This window comes from Variovorax trehalosi, from assembly GCF_051216415.1.
Taxonomy (GTDB): domain Bacteria; phylum Pseudomonadota; class Gammaproteobacteria; order Burkholderiales; family Burkholderiaceae_C; genus Variovorax.
In genome coordinates this window covers 14,746-31,725 of sequence record NZ_JBPJZG010000009.1, presented here as the reverse complement: position 1 = coordinate 31,725, position 16,980 = coordinate 14,746, and the positions used below count along the sequence as shown (strand labels likewise).

At 69.0% G+C, this 16,980-nt stretch carries 15 protein-coding genes; 5 read left to right on the top strand and 10 right to left on the bottom strand.

The genetic code is table 11. The annotated features are described in order from the left end of the window. Window positions 1-75 precede the first annotated feature (75 nt). The gene (locus ACSFA7_RS28030; RefSeq protein ID WP_435502382.1) at window positions 76-759 is read left to right on the top strand and encodes a TetR family transcriptional regulator C-terminal domain-containing protein; all 684 of its coding nucleotides are present in this window, start codon (window positions 76-78) and stop codon (window positions 757-759) included. Here ACSFA7_RS28030 and ACSFA7_RS28025 read toward each other — a convergent pair. Continuing rightward, window positions 743-1,687 carry a LysR family transcriptional regulator gene (locus tag ACSFA7_RS28025; protein WP_435502381.1) on the bottom strand — a complete coding sequence of 315 codons (945 nt, stop codon included), beginning with the start codon at window positions 1,685-1,687 and terminating at the stop codon, window positions 743-745. The genes ACSFA7_RS28030 and ACSFA7_RS28025 overlap by 17 nt on opposite strands. Before the next feature lie 113 nt (window positions 1,688-1,800). Here ACSFA7_RS28025 and ACSFA7_RS28020 point away from each other — a divergent pair, with 113 nt between their 5' ends. Beyond that, complete coding sequence (locus ACSFA7_RS28020; protein WP_435502380.1) at window positions 1,801-3,027, top strand: MFS transporter; 1,227 nt, start codon at window positions 1,801-1,803, stop codon at window positions 3,025-3,027. A gap of 15 nt (window positions 3,028-3,042) precedes the next feature. On the opposite strand, the gene ACSFA7_RS28015 is transcribed toward ACSFA7_RS28020, so the two are convergent. From ACSFA7_RS28015 to ACSFA7_RS27975, 9 genes are all read right to left on the bottom strand, one after another. Beyond that, entirely contained in the window at window positions 3,043-4,824 is a 1,782-nt protein-coding gene (locus ACSFA7_RS28015) for a tannase/feruloyl esterase family alpha/beta hydrolase (protein ID WP_435502379.1), read from the bottom strand. A gap of 161 nt (window positions 4,825-4,985) precedes the next feature. Further along, on the bottom strand, window positions 4,986-5,891 hold the full coding sequence (locus ACSFA7_RS28010; RefSeq protein WP_435502378.1) for an SDR family NAD(P)-dependent oxidoreductase: 906 nt from the start codon (window positions 5,889-5,891) through the stop codon (window positions 4,986-4,988). Window positions 5,892-5,932: 41 nt separating this feature from the next. Next, on the bottom strand, window positions 5,933-6,880 hold the full coding sequence (kce, locus tag ACSFA7_RS28005; protein WP_435502377.1) for a 3,5-dioxohexanoate:acetyl-CoA acetone transferase: 948 nt from the start codon (window positions 6,878-6,880) through the stop codon (window positions 5,933-5,935). A gap of 39 nt (window positions 6,881-6,919) precedes the next feature. Next, window positions 6,920-7,642: an ABC transporter ATP-binding protein gene (locus tag ACSFA7_RS28000; RefSeq protein ID WP_435502376.1), complete on the bottom strand. Its 723-nt coding sequence runs from the start codon at window positions 7,640-7,642 to the stop codon at window positions 6,920-6,922. Then, window positions 7,639-8,391 carry an ABC transporter ATP-binding protein gene (locus tag ACSFA7_RS27995; protein WP_435502375.1) on the bottom strand — a complete coding sequence of 251 codons (753 nt, stop codon included), beginning with the start codon at window positions 8,389-8,391 and terminating at the stop codon, window positions 7,639-7,641. The genes ACSFA7_RS28000 and ACSFA7_RS27995 overlap by 4 nt, the downstream gene beginning before the upstream one ends. Further along, window positions 8,388-9,632, bottom strand: a complete 1,245-nt coding sequence (locus tag ACSFA7_RS27990; RefSeq protein ID WP_435502374.1) for a branched-chain amino acid ABC transporter permease — start codon at window positions 9,630-9,632, stop codon at window positions 8,388-8,390. Before ACSFA7_RS27990 ends, ACSFA7_RS27995 begins: the two co-directional genes overlap by 4 nt. 4 nt (window positions 9,633-9,636) lie before the next feature. After that, on the bottom strand, window positions 9,637-10,578 hold the full coding sequence (locus ACSFA7_RS27985; protein WP_435502373.1) for a branched-chain amino acid ABC transporter permease: 942 nt from the start codon (window positions 10,576-10,578) through the stop codon (window positions 9,637-9,639). Between the two features lie 92 nt (window positions 10,579-10,670). Continuing rightward, a complete protein-coding gene (locus tag ACSFA7_RS27980) occupies window positions 10,671-11,924 on the bottom strand; it encodes a branched-chain amino acid ABC transporter substrate-binding protein (RefSeq protein WP_435502372.1) in 1,254 nt (417 codons plus the stop codon). 62 nt (window positions 11,925-11,986) lie between these two features. Then, window positions 11,987-12,778: an SDR family oxidoreductase gene (locus ACSFA7_RS27975; protein WP_435502371.1), complete on the bottom strand. Its 792-nt coding sequence runs from the start codon at window positions 12,776-12,778 to the stop codon at window positions 11,987-11,989. A 194-nt stretch (window positions 12,779-12,972) separates the two neighbouring features. On the opposite strand from ACSFA7_RS27975, the gene ACSFA7_RS27970 reads away from it, so the two are divergent. From ACSFA7_RS27970 to ACSFA7_RS27960, 3 genes are all read left to right on the top strand, one after another. After that, a complete protein-coding gene (locus tag ACSFA7_RS27970) occupies window positions 12,973-14,988 on the top strand; it encodes a helix-turn-helix domain-containing protein (RefSeq protein WP_435502370.1) in 2,016 nt (671 codons plus the stop codon). Window positions 14,989-15,111: 123 nt separating this feature from the next. After that, a complete protein-coding gene (locus tag ACSFA7_RS27965) occupies window positions 15,112-15,699 on the top strand; it encodes an NAD(P)H-dependent oxidoreductase (protein ID WP_435502369.1) in 588 nt (195 codons plus the stop codon). Beyond that, a complete protein-coding gene (locus ACSFA7_RS27960) occupies window positions 15,696-16,967 on the top strand; it encodes an amidohydrolase family protein (RefSeq protein WP_435502368.1) in 1,272 nt (423 codons plus the stop codon). Before ACSFA7_RS27965 ends, ACSFA7_RS27960 begins: the two co-directional genes overlap by 4 nt. The last annotated feature ends 13 nt before the right edge of the window (window positions 16,968-16,980 follow it).

The window sequence follows — 16,980 nt, the reverse complement described above, 5'->3', positions numbered from 1 at the left end:
GGCACGGCATGCGGCCATGCGCCAAGGATTACCATCGGCCGGGCGCCACGCCGCCGCCCTCCCAGCTGACCAAGCATGACTTCCGACACCGCCGCCCTGCCCCCCTCCACCGCCCAGGAAATGCCCGCCCCCGACGGCCCGCTGTCGCGCGCACGCCCGGGGCGCGAGCGCATCATGGCCGCCATCCGCACCGCGGCGGTCGCCGAGTTCAGCCTGCATGGCTTGAAGGGCACCTCGACCCAGGCCATCGCCGCGCGCGCCGGCCTCACCAAGCCCCAGCTGCACTACTACATCGCCGGCAAGGAAGAGCTCTACGAAGAGCTGCTGATGCAGGTGCTGCACGCCTGGAAGGTGGTGTTCTCCTTCGAGGATGCGAGCGACCCGGCCACCGTGCTGGGCGATTACATCCGCAAGAAGCTGGACCACGCCATCGACAGCCCCGAGATGTCGCGCATCTTCACCCGCGAGATCCTCGACGGCGGCCGCAACCTCGACCGCTACTGGCCCAACGCCCGGGCCTGGACGCAGAAGAAGGTGGACATCATCAACGGCTGGATCGCGCGCGGGCAGGTGCGCCCGCTCGATGCGCGCATCCTGCTCATGCACATCTGGGCCATGACCCAGAGCTATGCCGACTACGCGATCCAGACGCGCGTGATGCTGGGCCTGCCACCCGACGCGCCAATCGACCGCGAACCCATCGCGCGCGAGCTGGTGGCCTTCGTGCTGGGCGGCTGCGGCATCAAGACGACGCCCTGACCTCCCAGGCCCGGCCCGTCGGGTCGGCCATCGCGAGCCGCACCATCTCGATGAAGCGGCGCAGCCGCGCGGGCTGGAAGCGCGCGGGCGAATAGGTCAGGTACACGGGCAGCGGTGCCGCATGCCATTGCGGCACCAGCTGCACCAGCCGGCCGGCGGCGATGTCGTCGTTCATGAGCCAGGCCGAGCCGATGCAGGCGCCGAGCCCCATGACAGCCGCGCTGTGCAGCGCATAAAGGCTGTCGGTGCTCATGCGCGGACGGATCGGCACCCGCGCGAGCTCGCCGGTCGGCCGGTGCGTGAGCTGCACCTCGTTCCGATAAAAAGTGCGCAGAGCAAGCCAGGGCAATTCAGCCAGCTCCGACGCGTGCGTGGGCAGCTCGCGTCCTTCCAGCACCGACGGCGCGGCGACCACCACGCGCGGCACTTCCGAGAGCTTGATCGCGATGGCCATGGTGTCGGTCACCTCGCCGACCTGGATCGCGCAGTCGACGCCCTCGGCGATGAAGTCGGGCCGGCGGTCGTGCAGCAGCCATTCGACCGACACCCGCGGATAGGCGCGCAGGTAATCGGCCAGCGGCCCGACCAGCAGCAGCTGCCCCAGCGCATGCGGCGCCACCACGCGCAGCGTGCCCTCCGGTTCGTCGCCCACGCCGCGCAGGTCGGCCTCGAAGGCGCGCCAGCTGGCGATCAGTTCCCGCGCGCCCTCGTAGCAGCGCTCGCCGTCCTCGGTGAGCTTCATGGCGTGCGTGGAGCGGCGCAGCAGCCGCACGCCCAGTGAGCGCTCCAGCGCCTGCAGCCGGCGACTCACGGTGGGCTGGGTCGCGCCCATCCGCAGCGCGGCGGCCGAGAGGCTGCCGGCCTCGACGATGTGGACGAAGGTCTGCATCAGTTCGATGCGGTCGGCTGCTGGGGGTGAATTCGGCATGTCCTCGCCTTTTATACGCAATACGTATAGACATTCTGCAACCCGCAGGGCTACCAAGTCATCCTTGAGAAGAGCACATTCCAACCCTTGCCAGAAAACATAGGGTTATCACCGTGTCCTCCATTCAAACAATGCATGCCCACCCCGGCGCTGCACCGGACGGCCACGCGCTGCCGGCCTCGCTGGTCCTGCTGCTGGCCACCGGCGCGGGCCTGTCGGTGGCATCGCTCTACTACGCGCAGCCGATGCTCGGCGTGCTGGGCGCCGACATCGGCGCCTCCACCCGTGCAGTCGGCTTCATCCCCACGCTGACGCAGCTGGGCTACGCGCTCGGCATCCTGCTGCTGGCGCCGCTGGGCGACCGCTTCGACCGGCGCCGCATCGTGCTGATCAAGGCGGCCGCGCTCTGCGCCGCGCTGCTGGTGGCGGGCGCCGCGCCATCGATCGGCGTGCTGCTCGCAGCCAGCCTGGCCATCGGCCTCGCAGCCACGATGGCGCAGGACATCGTGCCCGCCGCCGCCACGCTCGCACCCGAAGCCTCGCGCGGCAAGACCGTCGGCACAGTGATGACGGGGCTGCTGCTGGGCATCCTGCTGTCGCGGGTGGTGAGCGGCTTCGTCGCCGAGCACTTCGGCTGGCGCGCGATGTTCATCGCGGCGGCGGCCAGCATTGCGCTCATCGGCGTGGCCGCCTGGCGTGGGCTGCCGCGCTTCCGGCCGACCACGCACCTGGCCTACGGTGCGCTGCTCGGTTCGCTGGGCACGCTGTGGTCGCGCCATGGCGCACTGCGCCGCGCCGCCTTGGCGCAGGCGCTGCTGGCGGTGGGCTTCAGCGCGTTCTGGTCGACGCTGGCGGTGATGCTGCACGGCGAGCCCTTCCACCTGGGCAGCGCGGCGGCCGGCGCCTTCGGGCTGGCCGGTGCGGCGGGCGCACTCGCGGCGCCGCTGGCCGGGCGGCTGGCCGACCGGCGCGGGCCGCAGCTGGTGACGCGCCTGGGCGCCGGTCTGGCGGTGGTGTCGTTCGCCGCCATGGGGCTCGCGCCGCTGATGCTGCCGCATGCGCAGCTCTGGCTGATTGCCATCGCGGCCGTCGGCTTCGACCTGGGCCTGCAGGCCACGCTGATCGCGCACCAGACCATCGTCTACGGCATCGAGCCGGGTGCGCGCAGCCGGCTGAACGCGGTGCTGTTCACCAGCATGTTCATCGGCATGGCGGCAGGCTCGGCGCTGGGCGCGCTGGCGCTCGCGCAGTGGGGCTGGGCCGGCGTGACGTGGCTCGCGACCGGCACGGCGGCAGCGGCACTGGCCGTGCGGTTGCTGCCCGCCCCCCGCAAGCCCTGAGCGGGTGCCCCGGCCTCAGTCGGCGCAGCGGAAGGACGCCGCGAGGTTGACGTCCCCCGATCCCTTGTACGCCGGCCACTTCGGGTAGTCGCACAGCGGCCGGGTGCGACCGGGCACGCCGGCCGTGTCGGTCGTCACCTGCCCCGCAGGCGCGGTGCCCTTCTCGGCCCATTGCTCCAGCGCCGTGAGCGAATCCCAGGTCGCGTTGAAGACGCTGCTCACCGCGTGGCCCAGGCCCGCGACCTCGTAGTAGCGGACGAAGGAGTCGACTTCCGCCAGGCCCAGGCGCGACTGCAGCCGCTGGTAGTACTGCTCGGTGGCCCGCGTGCTCACCAGCACATCGGCCAGGCCGTGGGCCAGCAGCAGCTTGCCGCCGCGCGCCTTGAACGCGGAGATGTCGGTGCTGACGTCCAGTTGCGTGCTCAGCGCGCTGATGCGGTTGGCCCAGGGGCCCGCGTTCTCCGGGTCGAGCGAGAGCGAGTCGTAGAGCGGATCGCGCGTCACCGAGTACTTGATCCACTGGTCGGTGAGCACGCTGATGTAGGGCGCACTCGCCGGCATCGGGCGCCCCGGCTGCGAAGTGCCGAACGCCAGGAACGTCACCACCGGCTCCAGCGGCGAAGTCCAGGTGGTGATGCCCAGGTCCGCGCCCCACACGTTGTAGCCCGGGTACTGCGTCTCCCCGCTCGCGAGCAGGTAGTTGAAGTTGGTCGGCGTGTCGATGGTCTTCAGTGCCGCGATCTGCGCATCCGACAGGCAGGTGTTGCCGGTGTCGCCACCGCCCGGGCAGCGCACGGGAGCGCCGGCCAGCGTGGCCGTCGACGGGTCGAAGCGCGCGTTGCAGAGGTTCTGGTTGCTGATGAGGCCGTCGGCGGCGCCGTCGAGCGCATCGCACGCCTCCATCGCGGCCTTGTAGAGCACCTCGCGCTTCGGCACGTTGGGATAGGCGCCCGGCTGTGCGAGCGCGCGGCTCATGCGGTGCCCGGCCAGCAGCGCCGACGCATCATTCCACGCGGGATACCACGCGATCGCGCCGTCCCAGTCTGTGGGCCAGCGCTGGATCGCGGTCAGCGCTTCGCGCCCGCCGGTCGAGCCGCCGGCGAAATACGCCTTCACCGGGCTGGCGGCGTAGCGCGCCTTCACCAGCGACAGCGCGACGTCGTGCACCTTCTTGAGCACGTCGCCGCCGAAGTTGCGCACGGCCTCGTCGTTCAGGCCGAAGGAGCCGTCCTGCGAGCCGAGCGCATTGGCCTGGTGGCCAGAGTCGCTCGCGAAGGTGGCGTAGCCGCGGCCGAGCGGCGTGGGCTGGTCGAGCGGGCCGTTGGGCACGTTGCCCTTGACGCTCGGGATGGTGCCGTTGAACCCGCCGCCGCCGAACATGACGACCTTCTGGTTCCAGCGCGTGGGCAATGCCAGCTGGAACAGGATGTTCGGCGCGGCCGCGTCGACCGGCGCGATCTTGCCCGCGACCTCGCAGTACTCGGGCAGGGCAGCCGCGCCGCTGCCGCTCGCGGCCACCGTCTTTACCGAAGTCACGGTGGCGCCGGACGTGGGCAGGCCGATCGCCGATGCGGCGACGGTCATGCCCTGCAACTGGTCGCAGGTGAGCGCCACGGGTTGCGAAGGCGGCGGCGGAGAGGCCGGGGGCGGCGCGGCGGGCGGTGGCGCGGCAGGGGGCAGGGTCACGAACGGGAAGCCCCCGCCGCCGCTGCCGCCACCTCCGCAGCCGGCGAGCATGGCGGTCGCTGCGAGGCAGGCAGCGGCCACGCGGGCCAGCTCTTTGTTGCTGGATTTCATTGGGTCTGTCTCCGATGTCGTTGCAGGTTGCTTGCGCGGCCTTCTTTCGAGGCCCGACAAAGTCTCGCGCGCGCCCCTCCCGAATCCAATGTGCGAACCCGACACCGCGGGGGCGAATCCGATGTGGTGCCCCCATGCAGTGAAAACCCTCGCCGCGCGCTTTACGCGCCGGGCAGCGCCATCTCGATGCCGGCCTTGGAAAGCTCCAGCTGGTACTGCTCGAACCCCGTGCCGGGCACGCGCTCGTCCTGGCGGTCCAGGATTTCATCCATGCGCGAGCGGATCTGCGCCACCGGGTCTTCCGCGTCGCCGATGAAGATGCCCTGCGTCATCGTGACGTTCGCGCTCTCGAAGCTGCCGGCACCGGCCAGGAGGATGGTGCGCGTCGGCGCGTCCTCGCCGACGAGGGCGATCAGCCCCGGGCTCACGTTGGCCGGCGCGAGCCGGGCCAGCGCCTCGGGCGGCAGCACGCCTTCGGTCATGGCTGTCGCGGCTGTGGGCGCGAGGCAATTCACGCGGATGTTCTGCCTGGCGCCTTCGAGCGCGAGCGTCTGCATGAGGCCCACGAGCGCCATCTTCGCGGCGCTGTAGTTCGACTGGCCGAAGTTGCCGTAGAGGCCCGACGAAGACGTCGTCATCACGATGCGCCCGTACCGGCGCTCGCGCATGTGCTCCCACACCGCCTTCACGCAGTGGACGGTGCCCATCAGGTGCACGTCCATCACACGCCGAAAATCGTCGAGCGACATCTTCGAGAAAGTCTTGTCGCGCAGCACGCCCGCGTTGTTCACGAGGATGTCGATGCGGCCCCATTCGCCGATGGCGCGCGCGACCATCTGTTCCATCTGCGCGAAATCGGTGACGTTGCCACCGTCGGCGATGGCCAGGCCGCCGGCCCGCACGATCTCGTCGGCGACCGCACGCCCCGGCGATCCTTCGTGCCGCCCCGCCACGTCGTTGACCACGACGCGCGCGCCGTGCCGCGCGAGCGCCATCGCATGCGCCTTGCCCAGGCCGCTGCCGGCCCCCGTGACGATGGCCACGCGGCCTTCGAGGAACTTGTTCATTGCTACTCCTGTTGATGAATGGCTTGTTTCGCGCGGTGCGCTCAGAACGCGACCGCGTCCCGGCCCTTCAGGCCCAGCATGGCGCGCGCCTCGTCGGGCGTGGCGATCTCGAGAGAGAGCTCTTCGAGAATCCGGCGGATCTTTCGCACCTGCTCGGCGCACGACTTCGCGAGTTGGCCCTTGGCGAGGTAGAGGCTGTCTTCGAGGCCGACACGCACGTTGCCGCCCATCACCGCGCCCATGGTCAGGAGCGGCATCTGGTGGCGGCCCGCGCCGAGGATCGAGAAGCGGTAGCCGTCGCGCCCGAAGAGGCGGTCGGCGGTGGTGCGCATCACCACGAGGTTCTCCGGGTCCGGCCCGAGGCCGCCCAGGATGCCGTAGATGCTCTGGATGAAGAGCGGGCCCTTGATGAGCCCCTCGTCCACGAAATGCGCGAGGTTGTAGAGATGCCCCACGTCGTAGCACTCGAATTCGAAGCGCGTGCCGCAGTCCTCGCCCAGCACCTTCAGGATGTGCTTGATGTCGCGGAAGGTGTTGCGAAAGATCAGGTCCTCCATGCCTTCGACGTAGGGCTTCTCCCACTCGTGCTTCCACTCGGCGATGCGCCGCGCGGCCGGGTGGATCGAGAAGTTCATCGAGCCCATGTTCAGCGAGCACATCTCGGGCTTCGCTTGCAACGGATAGACCAGGCGCTCCTCCAGCGTCATGCGCGTGCTGCCGCCGGTGGTGATGTTGATGACCGCGTCGGTGGCGTCGCGGATGCGCGGGACGAACGCATCGAAGATCTTCGGATCGGCCGACGGCCGGCCGTCCTTCGGGTCGCGTGCATGCAGGTGCAGGATGGCGGCGCCCGCCTCCGCCGCTTCGATGGCCTGCTCGGCGATCTGGTCGGGCGTGAGCGCCAGGTGCTCGGACATCGTCGGCGTGTGGACCGAGCCGGTGACCGCGCAGGAAATGATGACCTTGTCTTGGGTGGTTGTGGTTGCCATGTGGGGGTTCGCAGCGGTGAATGAAAAAACAGCGTGGCGTCAGACCGCGAGCCACTCGGCCACGAGCTGCTCGTTGGCCGTCAGTTCCTGCGGCGTGCCCTCGAAGACGACGCGTCCGTGCCCCATCACGCACACGCGCGTGGAGACCTTCAGCGCAATGGCCAGCTTCTGCTCGACCAGCACGACCGAGACGCCCTTGCGGTGCATGTCGCGGATGCATTCGGCGACCTGCGCAACGATCTTCGGCGCGAGGCCTTCGGTGGGCTCGTCGATCAGTAGCACCAGCGGATTGCCCAGCAGCGAGCGGCACATCGTGAGCATCTGTTGCTCGCCGCCGGACATGCTGCCGGCCTTGGTGTTGCGGCGCTCCTTGAGCCGCGGGAAGTAGTCGAACATCTCTTCGATGCGCCAGCGGTGCGCGCCGGGCACGGGCGTCTGCTCGCCCATGCGCAGGTTCTCGTCGACCGTGAGGTTGGCGAACACCTCGCGCTCTTCGGGCACGTAGCCGACGCCGGCGCGGCAGATGGCGTAGGGCCTTGCGCCAGCGAGCTCGCGGCCCTGCAGCCGGATGCGGCCGGAGGTCGGCGTGACCAGCCCCATGACGGCCTTCATGGTGGTCGAGCGCCCCGAGCCGTTGCGCCCGAGCAGGCTGATCACCTCATTGCGGGCCACCTTGAGGTTCACGCCGTGCAGGATGTGGCTCTTGCCGTAGTGGGCGTGCAGGTCATCGACCTGCAGCAAGGTTTCTGCAGCGGAGCTCATTCGGCCACCTCCTCGCCCAGGTAGGCTTCCTTCACGCTCGCGTTGGCGCGGATCTCGTCGGGCGTGCCGGTCGCGATCACCTGCCCGTAGACCAGCACGCTGATGCGGTCGCTGAGCGAGAACACCACGTCCATGTCGTGCTCCACCAGCATCAGCGCCCGCCCCTTGGTCACTTCGAGGATCAGTTCGGCGGTGTAGTGCGTCTCCTCGTTCGACATGCCCGCCATCGGCTCGTCGAGCAGGATCACCTTCGGGTCGGAGGCCAGCGTCATCGCGATCTCGAGCGAGCGCTGCTCGGAGTACGCCATCTCTCCGGCGATCGTGCCGGCACGGGCCGTGAGGCGCACCAGCTCCAGCAGCCGGTAGGTCTCTTCGCGCACGCGCCGGTCGCTGTCGATGAATTTCCAGAACGCGTACGCGAGCCCGTGCGGACGCATCACCGCGAGGCGGATGTTCTCGAAGACAGTGAGTTTCGGAAAGATGTTCGTGATCTGGAATGAGCGCGCGAGGCCCAGCCTGTTGATCGCCTGCGGCGTGCGGCCACCGATCGAGTGCCCGTCGAAATGGATCGTGCCGGCGCTCGGTGCGAGGTGGCCCGAGATGAGATGAAAGAGCGTGGACTTGCCCGCGCCGTTGGGGCCGATGAGCGCGTGCCTTTCGCCGTCGTGCAGGTCGAGGTCCACGCCGCGCATGATTTCCGTCGGACCGAAAGCCTTCAGGCCCCGGATGCTGAGGATCGGATTGCTCATGCGGCACCTCCCACGCGCTCGGTGGCCTGCTTGAGCTTTCGCTGCCCGACCCATGCGAGCAAGACGCCGGCGCCGATGACCACCACCGGAACCGCCCAGGTGGTCACCGCCGTCGGCGACCAGGCGCGCGAGAGCAGCGTGACCGGCGGCCATGCGCCGCCCGCGGCGAGCTTGGCCATCGCGCGGTAATCCTGCGAGAAGATGCGCTGCAGCATCTCGACCGCGAACGCGCCGCCCATGCTCAGCAGCACCGCGGCGGCGATCGACAGCAGCACCAGCGGCACCAGTTGCGCCGCGCCGATGCGCTGGCGCAGGCGCCCGGTGGTGCCGATCAGGCCCGCGAGCCCCGAAGGCATGAACATCATCACCAGCACGAACAGGATGCCCTGGTAGAGCAGCCACGACTGCGTGAGGTCGGACACGGCGTAGCCGAAGAAGGTCATGAGCGCCGCACCGAACGCGGGGCCGAGGAACACCTTCACCCCGCCGATGTACGTGTTGAGTACGACCGCGGCCGAAAGCGCCGGGTCGAACACCACGTAGTTCGCCGATTCGTTGGACACCACCTGCAGGCCGCCCGCGATGCCGGAGAACATCGCAGAGATCGCGAACACCAGCATGCCCAGGCCGTGCACGTTGTAGCCGAGGAACCGGAGCCGGTGGCTGTTTTCGCGCAGGCCGTACGCGAGCCGCCCCATCGGCGTGCGCGTGAAGAGGTACAGCAGCCCGACGGACAGCAGCACCCAGCAGAGCGTCAAGTAGTACACCTGCGTGGTCGATCCGAAATCCAGGCCCCAGGCCGGCATGCGCATGGTGGACACGCCGGCCTCGCCGCCGAAGAGGCCCTTGAGGTGCGGCGCGAGCGAGTGCACCAGCTCGGCGATCGCGAGCGTGATCATCGCGAAGTAGGTGCCGGTGCGCTTGGTGGCGAACCAGCCCGCGATGCCGCCGAAGACAAGGCCGCAGGCGGCACCCGCCAGCGGCATCAAGGGCGTGGGGAGGAGCCCCGCGCCGCCGATGGCGTTCATCGCATGCACGGTGCCGAACGCGCCGACGCCGAAGTAGGCCGCATGCCCGAAGGACAACATGCCCGCCTGGCCGCACAGCAGGTTGTAGGCACTGGCGAACAGCGCCGCGATGAGCATCTGGATGGCCGCGTTCAACAGCCCCTGCGAGAGCAGGAAGGGCAGCGCGGCGAGCGCAACGACGCCCGCGAGGACGAGGAGAAGACCGGTCTTCATCGCGTCACGCCTTCTCGCCCATGAGGCCGCTGGGCCGCACGAGCAGGATCAGCAGCATCAGCGCGAACGGAATCGTCGCGGACAGGCTGGAGACCTTCAGCGTCATCAAGCCGCCGACGCTGGTCGCCCACTCGCCCGCGCCGAAGAGCGCGAACAGGTCGGCGAGGCTGCGGTCCACGCCGACCGCCAGCGAGGTGACGACGCCGATCAGCAGCGAGGCCAGCATCGCCCCGCCGAGAGAGCCCAGCCCGCCGACCACGACCACCACGAACACCATCACGCCCAGTTCGAGCGCCATGTTCGGGTTCGTCGTGTAGAACGCGCCGGCGACCGCGCCCGCGAGGCCCGCGAGCGCCGCGCCCACGCCGAAGACGCCCATGAACACCAGCGGCACGTTGTGACCCAGCGCCTCCGCCATGCGCGGCTTGTAGATGGCCGAGCGCACCACGATGCCCACGCGCGTGCGCGTCAGCAGCAGGTAGATCACCACGAACATCGCGATGGCGACACCGCCCATCAGGAGGCGGTACACCGGGTACTGCGCGCCGCCGACGGTGAAGGCCGACACGTCGAGCGCCGCAGGAATCCGGTAGTCGACCGGGAAGTTGCCGAAGAAGAGCTTGATCGATTCGGCCACGATGAACGAGAGGCCGAAGGTCAGCAGCAGCTCATGCGCATGGCCGTGGTGATGCACCCGCCGAAGGAAGAAGCGCTCGACCACCACGCCCACCAGCCCCACGAGCACCGGCGAGACGACGAGCGCGAGCCAGAAGCCGATCGCACCCTGCAGCGTGTACGCGAAGTACGCCCCGAGCATGTAGAACGAGGCATGCGCGAAATTGAGCACGCCCATCATTCCGAAGATGAGCGTGAGCCCGGCGGACACCATGAACAGCAGGAGGCCGTAGATGACGCCGTTCATGAGGGAAACGATGGTCTGGTCCATAGGGTCCGTAAGTTTTTTTCGGCAGCCGAAGCTGCGCCGCGCGGGACGCTCGCGTCCCGCCGGCTTGTTGAAGGTTCAGCGGGGCGCGGGGCTCAGCCGGGGCGCTTCATCGCGCAGCTGGCCTGTGCGGGCGTCGAGGCTTCCTGCGCGGAGAAGCGCTTGACCGGCTTGAAACCCATGTCGGTGTCGTCCACCTTGAACTTCGCATCCTTGGTGACCGTGGACACCACCATCGGCAGCTGCGCCTGGTGGTCCGCCGCGCGCATGCTCATCTCGCCCATTGGCGTCTTGATGGTGGTGGCCTCGAGCGCCTTCGCGAACGCGTTCACGTTGAGCGCGCCGCCTTCGGGCTTGGTGCGCTTCAATGCGTCGGCCACCATGGCCATGCCGAAGACGGTCTGCGGCTCGATGAAGACGGGCACGTGGCCGGTCTTGGCCTTGTAGTCGTTCACGAAGCGCTCGCCCTCGGCGCCGCCCGCCTCGGGGTTGAAGGTCTGCACCACGAAATGCCCGACGGCCAGGTCGCCGGCATTGGCGAGGTTGCCCGGCTGGTCGAGGTAGACCGTGCCGAAGCGCGCTTTCAGGCCCGCCGACTTCGAGGCCTTCATCAGGAGCAGCAGGTCGTTGGACCAGTTGCCGGTCAGCACCGAGTCGGCCTTGGAGGCGGCGATCTTCGCCACGTAGGGCGCGAAGTCCTGCACCTTGTTGACGTCGTGCAGCGTCTTCTCGACCACCTGGTAGCCGCCCGCCGCCGCGTTGTCGGCGATGGCCTTCTCCATGTCCTGGCCCCAGGAGTAGTTCTGGTTGATCGAATAGACCTTGGTGCCCAGCGCGTTGGCCTGCTTCATCGCGCTCACGAGGGCCTTGGTGCGCACCTGCGGATCGCCGCCGAAGCGGAAGTGATGGAAGTTGCACTTCTCCCCGGTGAGCTCCAGCGCTTCGGCGCCGACGTTGAGGTAGACCATTTCCTTGCCGGGGTTGCGCAGGTTGTACTTGCGCACGTCCTCGGTGATCTGCCCGCCGATGGCCGACGAGGCGCCCTGCACGATCAGCTGCACGCCGTCGGCGGCGGCCGCCTTGAGCTTGTCGGCCGCGCCCGCAGGACCGCCCTGGTTGTCGTACTCCAGCAGTTGAACGGGCTCGCCGTTCCAGCCACCCGCGGCATTGATCTGGTCGATGGCGTAACGCACGGCGGCGCGGTAGGCCTGCCCTGACGAGGCCTGCGGACCCGAGAGCGTTTCGAGCACGCCGATCTTGACCGGTGCGGCGGATGCGGTCGATGCGGCGCCGCAAAGAAGGCCCACCGCGGGAACGAGGGCGAAGGCGAGTGCGTTGAACTTGTGCATTGATGTCTCCATGCTTTTTTTGAAAGGAAATCGAAAAGGGGCGCGCCGGCCGCGCGGAGGCGCTAGAGGTATTCCATGTTCCCGTCGACGCTGATCGCCTGGCCGGTCACGTTGCGCGCCGCGGGCGAAGACAGAAAAAGCGCCATCGCCGCCACGTCGTCCAGCGTGACCATGCGGCGCAGCGAGATCTTCTGCAGGTACTCCGCGCGCATCGCTTCCACCGACACGCCCGCGGTCGCCGCGCGCGCACCGATCACGCTGTTCATGCGCTCGCCTTCCACCGTGCCCGGAAGGATCGCGTTCACCCGCACGCCGTGCGGGCCGAGCTCGATGGCCAGCGATTTCATGAGGCCCACGATGGCCCACTTGGTGGCGGCATACGGCGTGCGGAATGCATAGCCCAGCCGTCCCGCGACCGAGCTCATGGCGATGAGGCACGGGCTCTGCGTGGACTGCTTGAGCAAGGGCACCGCGCGCTGCGCAAAATAGAACTGGCTGTTGAGGTTCACCGACACCGTGCGCTCCCAGTCGCCGCGGTTCAGGTCCTGGATCGCGCCGGTCGGCCCCGCGATGCCGACGTTGCTGACCAACACGTCCAGCCCGCCAAGCGCGCCCTGCACGTCGTCGAAAACGAGGTCGACGTCTTCAGGCACCGAGGCGTCGGCCATGCTCGATGTGATCTCGGGCGCCTCGTCGGCCAGGCGGTCGAGCGCGCCGCGATCGATGTCGCAGACATGCACGCGCGCGCCCGTCTCGCGAAATGCACGGGCCACCGCGGCACCGATGCCGGCGCCGCCTGCGGTGACCAGGACACGCAGGCCGGGCGCGGGCCGGAGTGAATCGATGATGCTCATGGTTGTGTGTCGTGATGTCTCTTGAACGGTGCAGCACGGCAAGTGTCCGGAAGGCGCCTGCGCAAACCTATGTGCGGCAGAGACACATCCGGGCCCCGCGCGATGTGATCCCTGTCGCGTGCAGCGCGCGCCCGCCGGAACTAGGGCTTGGGCCCATGCCCATGCGCGCATCGTTCTGCTAGCCTTCGCGCCCTATGCCGGCACTGCCCCAAGAACGAAAGCGAACGATCGGCCCGTCGCTGAGCCAGACGGCCGACGAGATCGCCCCCGACCTGATCGGCCTCCTGCACCGCAACGCTTCCTCCGAAGAATTCGCCGCCTGCCTCGCGCACGTCGAGGCCCTGCCCGATGCGCTGCAGCGCAAGTCGGGCCTGGTGGAACTGGTGCGCATGGCGATGGCGCTGCGCAACCGCCTCGAGCTTCACGAGCAGCGCGAGCGCGGCATGCTCGCGGTGATCGAGTCCGCGCAGGATCTCTCCAGCCGCCTCGATCTCACGGGCCTGCTCCGGGCCATCGTGAGCCGCGCGCGCAAGCTGATGGGCGCGCACCTGTGCTGGCTCACGATCTACGACGCCGCGAGCGGCGAGTTCCAGGTGGTCGTGGCCGACGGCGCCATCTCCGACCGCACCGGCAAGATGACCGCCGGCAGGAACCTGGGTGTCGCGGGCATCGTGATGTCCACGCGCCTTCCCTTCTTCACGCCCGACTACCTGCACGACAACCGCTTCGTGCACGACCCCGCGCTGGACGACACCTTCAGGGACGAAGGCGTCGCCGCACTGGTCGGCGCGCCGCTGATGTGCGACGACAACGTGATCGGCCTGCTCTTCGTGGCCGACCGCTACCACCGCACGCACACGGCGCTGAACGTGTCGATCCTCTGCACGCTCGCCACCCACGCGGCCGTCGCCATCAACAACGCCAAGGCGTTCGCGGAAGCGAAGACGGCGCTGGAGAAGGCAGACCTCGCGCGCGCGGAACTGGAGCGGCATGCGCGCGACGTGCAGGAGGCGGCGGAAGCGCACGAGCAGCTGACCTCGCTGCTTGCCAAGGGCGCGTCGCTCGGCGCGCTGTGCGAGTCGGTCGCGCAGCTTCTCAACGGCAGCGTGCTGGTGCTCGACGAAGCCAGCGAAGTGATCAGCCGGGCCACGGCACCGGGCTACACCGGCACGGCGGCGGATGCCTACGCGCCGCACGACGCACACAGCGCCGCGCTCGCACAGGCCCTGCGCGAGAGCCGCCAGGCCGGCCGCTCGGCCGTCGCCTTCAGCCACCACGGCGGCGAGTTGTGCCGCGCGATCGCGGTGATCGGCGGCAACGACGTGCTCGGCGCCGTGCTGCTCTTCCGGCACGAGGACCTGCGCGACATCTCGCTGCGCACCTTCGAGCGAAGCTCGAGCGTCATCGGCGTGGTGCTGCTGTCGCAAGAGCGCGTGGAAGCGAGCAAGAGCCGCGATGTGTCGACGCTGCTGCACACGCTCATCTCGCCGAGGCAGGACGAACCCGCCCTGACGCAGGATCGCGCCGAACGCTTCGGCCTCGACCTGTCGCAGCCGATCTCGTTGATGGTGGTCGAGATGGAACAGCCCCGGCCGGGCTTCTGGGCGCGACGGCTCAGGGCGGGCGCGCCCCTGTCCGACCTCGTGATGGACGAAGTCGACGGCGTCCTCGTCATCGTGTGCGGCGCGACGAAGGCGCAGGACGTGCTCGCGCAGTTCACGGCATTCGCCGGCAGCGAGCTCGGCGATGCCTACCGGGGCGTGCTGTCGAGGCCGGTGCGCACGCCCGCCGAGATGCCGGCGCTGTACGCGACGTTGCGGCGTGCGCTGTCGGTGCTGGGGCGGCTGGGCATGCGCGGCAACATCGTGGCGCAGAACGAGATGGCGCTGTATTCCGTGCTGTTCGAGACGCACGACCAAGCGAGCCTGAACACCTTCCTGAACGCGACCATCGGCGCCGTCATGGGCCACGACAGGAAGCGCGGATCGGAACTGACCGCCACGCTCCTGGCCTATTTCGACAACAACCAGAACGCCAAGACGACCGCGGCGCGCATGGGCATTCACGTCAACACCGTGCGGCAGCGGCTCGCGAGTGTGGAAGAACTGCTGGGGCATTGGGGCAACGCGAGCCGGGCGCTGGAGATCCACGTGGCGCTGCGGCTCTGGAGCCTGGGGATGTCGGGCGAGGCGCCGGCGCTCGAAGGCTGACCCGGCCGGGCCCGCCGGCCGCTGATCGCGTAATCCAGGAGAAATCACCAGTCCGGTGCATCCGGACTGGCACGTCGCTTGCATAACCTGACCACTTGCTCTGATTAAGCGGTCAAACACACCATGCGCGTGCTCGTCGTCTACTGCCACCCTGTCGAAACCAGCTTCCATGCGGCCCTGCACCAGGAGGTGCTGAAGAACCTGCGCGCGGCCGGGCACGAGGTGGACGACTGCGACCTGTACGCCGAGGGGTTCGATCCGGTGCTCTCGCGCGAGGAGCGGCTCGGCTACCACGACGTGCCGGCCAACCAGCTGCCGCTCCAGCCGTATGTGGAGCGGCTGCACTGGGCCGAGGGCATCGTGTTCTGCTTTCCGACGTGGTGCTTCGGGCTGCCGGCGATGCTCAAGGGCTACTTCGACCGGCTCTTCATGCCGGGCGTGGCCTTCGACATCAGCGACCCGGCGAATGTGAAGCCGATGCTCACCCACATCACCCGCATCAGCGCCGTGGTCACCTACGGCCGGCCGCGGTGGCTGGCCTGGTACATGGGCGATCCGCCGCGCAAGATCGTCACGCGCTACATGAAGCGGCTCACCGGGCAGCGCGCCAAGGTGGACTACCACGCCCATTACCACATGAACGTGGCGACCGAGCCCCAGCTCAAGCGCTTCATGGCGCGCGTGGGGCAAGCCATGGCGCGCTTCGCATGAACGCGCCCGTGCTGCTCGACAACGCGCGGCTGCCGCGCTGGCTGCTGCCGCCTGACTGGCCGCATCGCGATGGCGTGCCGGTGCTGGCGCGCATCGCACTCGACGCGGGACGCGTGCAATCGGTGCGCCCCGCCGATGAAGCCGTGCCCTCCCCCGAAAGCTGGGACCTCGCCTGCACCCTCGTGCTCCCCGGCTTCGTCGACGCCCACACGCACCTCGACAAGGCCTTCACGCTGCCGCGCATGAAGCATGTGCAGCCGGGCCTGCTCGGCGCCATCGACGCGATGCTCGCCGACCGCGTGCACTGGAGCCCCGCCGACGTGCGCGAGCGCGCCGCGCGCGGCCTGCAGTGGGCCTGGGAATGCGGCACCACGCATGTGCGCACGCACGTCGACTGGTGGGAACCCGATGCGGTGCCGCTGGCCTGGCCGGTGCTGGCCGAGCTCGCAGAGGAATGGGCAGGCAGGGTGCGGCTGGAACAGGTGAGCCTGATCAAGCTGCCGCTCTTCGAAGACGCGGCGCAGGCGCTGCGCCTCGCGAAACAGGTGAAGGCGACGGGACCGCACGCGCTGCTCGGCGGCTTCGTGCATTCGACCAACTGGAGCGAGAACGCACTGCGCAACCTGCTGAATGCGGCGCAGGCCTGCGACCTCGACATCGACCTGCATGTCGATGAGGAACTCAACGCCGCGGCGGTCGGCCTGCAGACCACCGCGCGCCTGCTGCGCGAGATCGGCTTCGAAGGCCGCGTGGTCTGCGGCCACATCTGCGCGCTCGCGGCGCAGCCCGAGGCACAGGCCCTCGCCACGCTCGATGCGGTGGCGCGCGCGCCGATCACCGTCGTTTCGCTGCCCGCGACCAACCTGCTGCTGCAGGACGCGGTGACGGGCCGCACGCCGCGGCTGCGCGGCATCACGCTCGTGAAGGAAATACGCGAGCGCGGCATTCCGCTGCTGTTCGCGAGCGACAACGTGCAGGACCCGTTCTGCCGCCTCGGCAGCTTCGACCCGGTCGAGGCGCTGGGCACGGCCGCGCTGGTCGCGCAGCTCGATGAACCCTTCGACAGCTGGTCGCAGGCGCTGTGCCGCAGCGACTGGCTGCAGCGCGCGCCCGCCACGACGACTCCTACGCTGGTCGGCGCGAAAGCCGACCTGGTGCTCTTCACGCAGGCCGATCGCCACGGCTGGCCCTCGCGCACCGCCACCCGCGTGGTGCTGCGCGACGGCCGCGTGACGCACGGCGACGCCACACCCTTCTTCCCCAAGTAAAGAACAAGCAAGG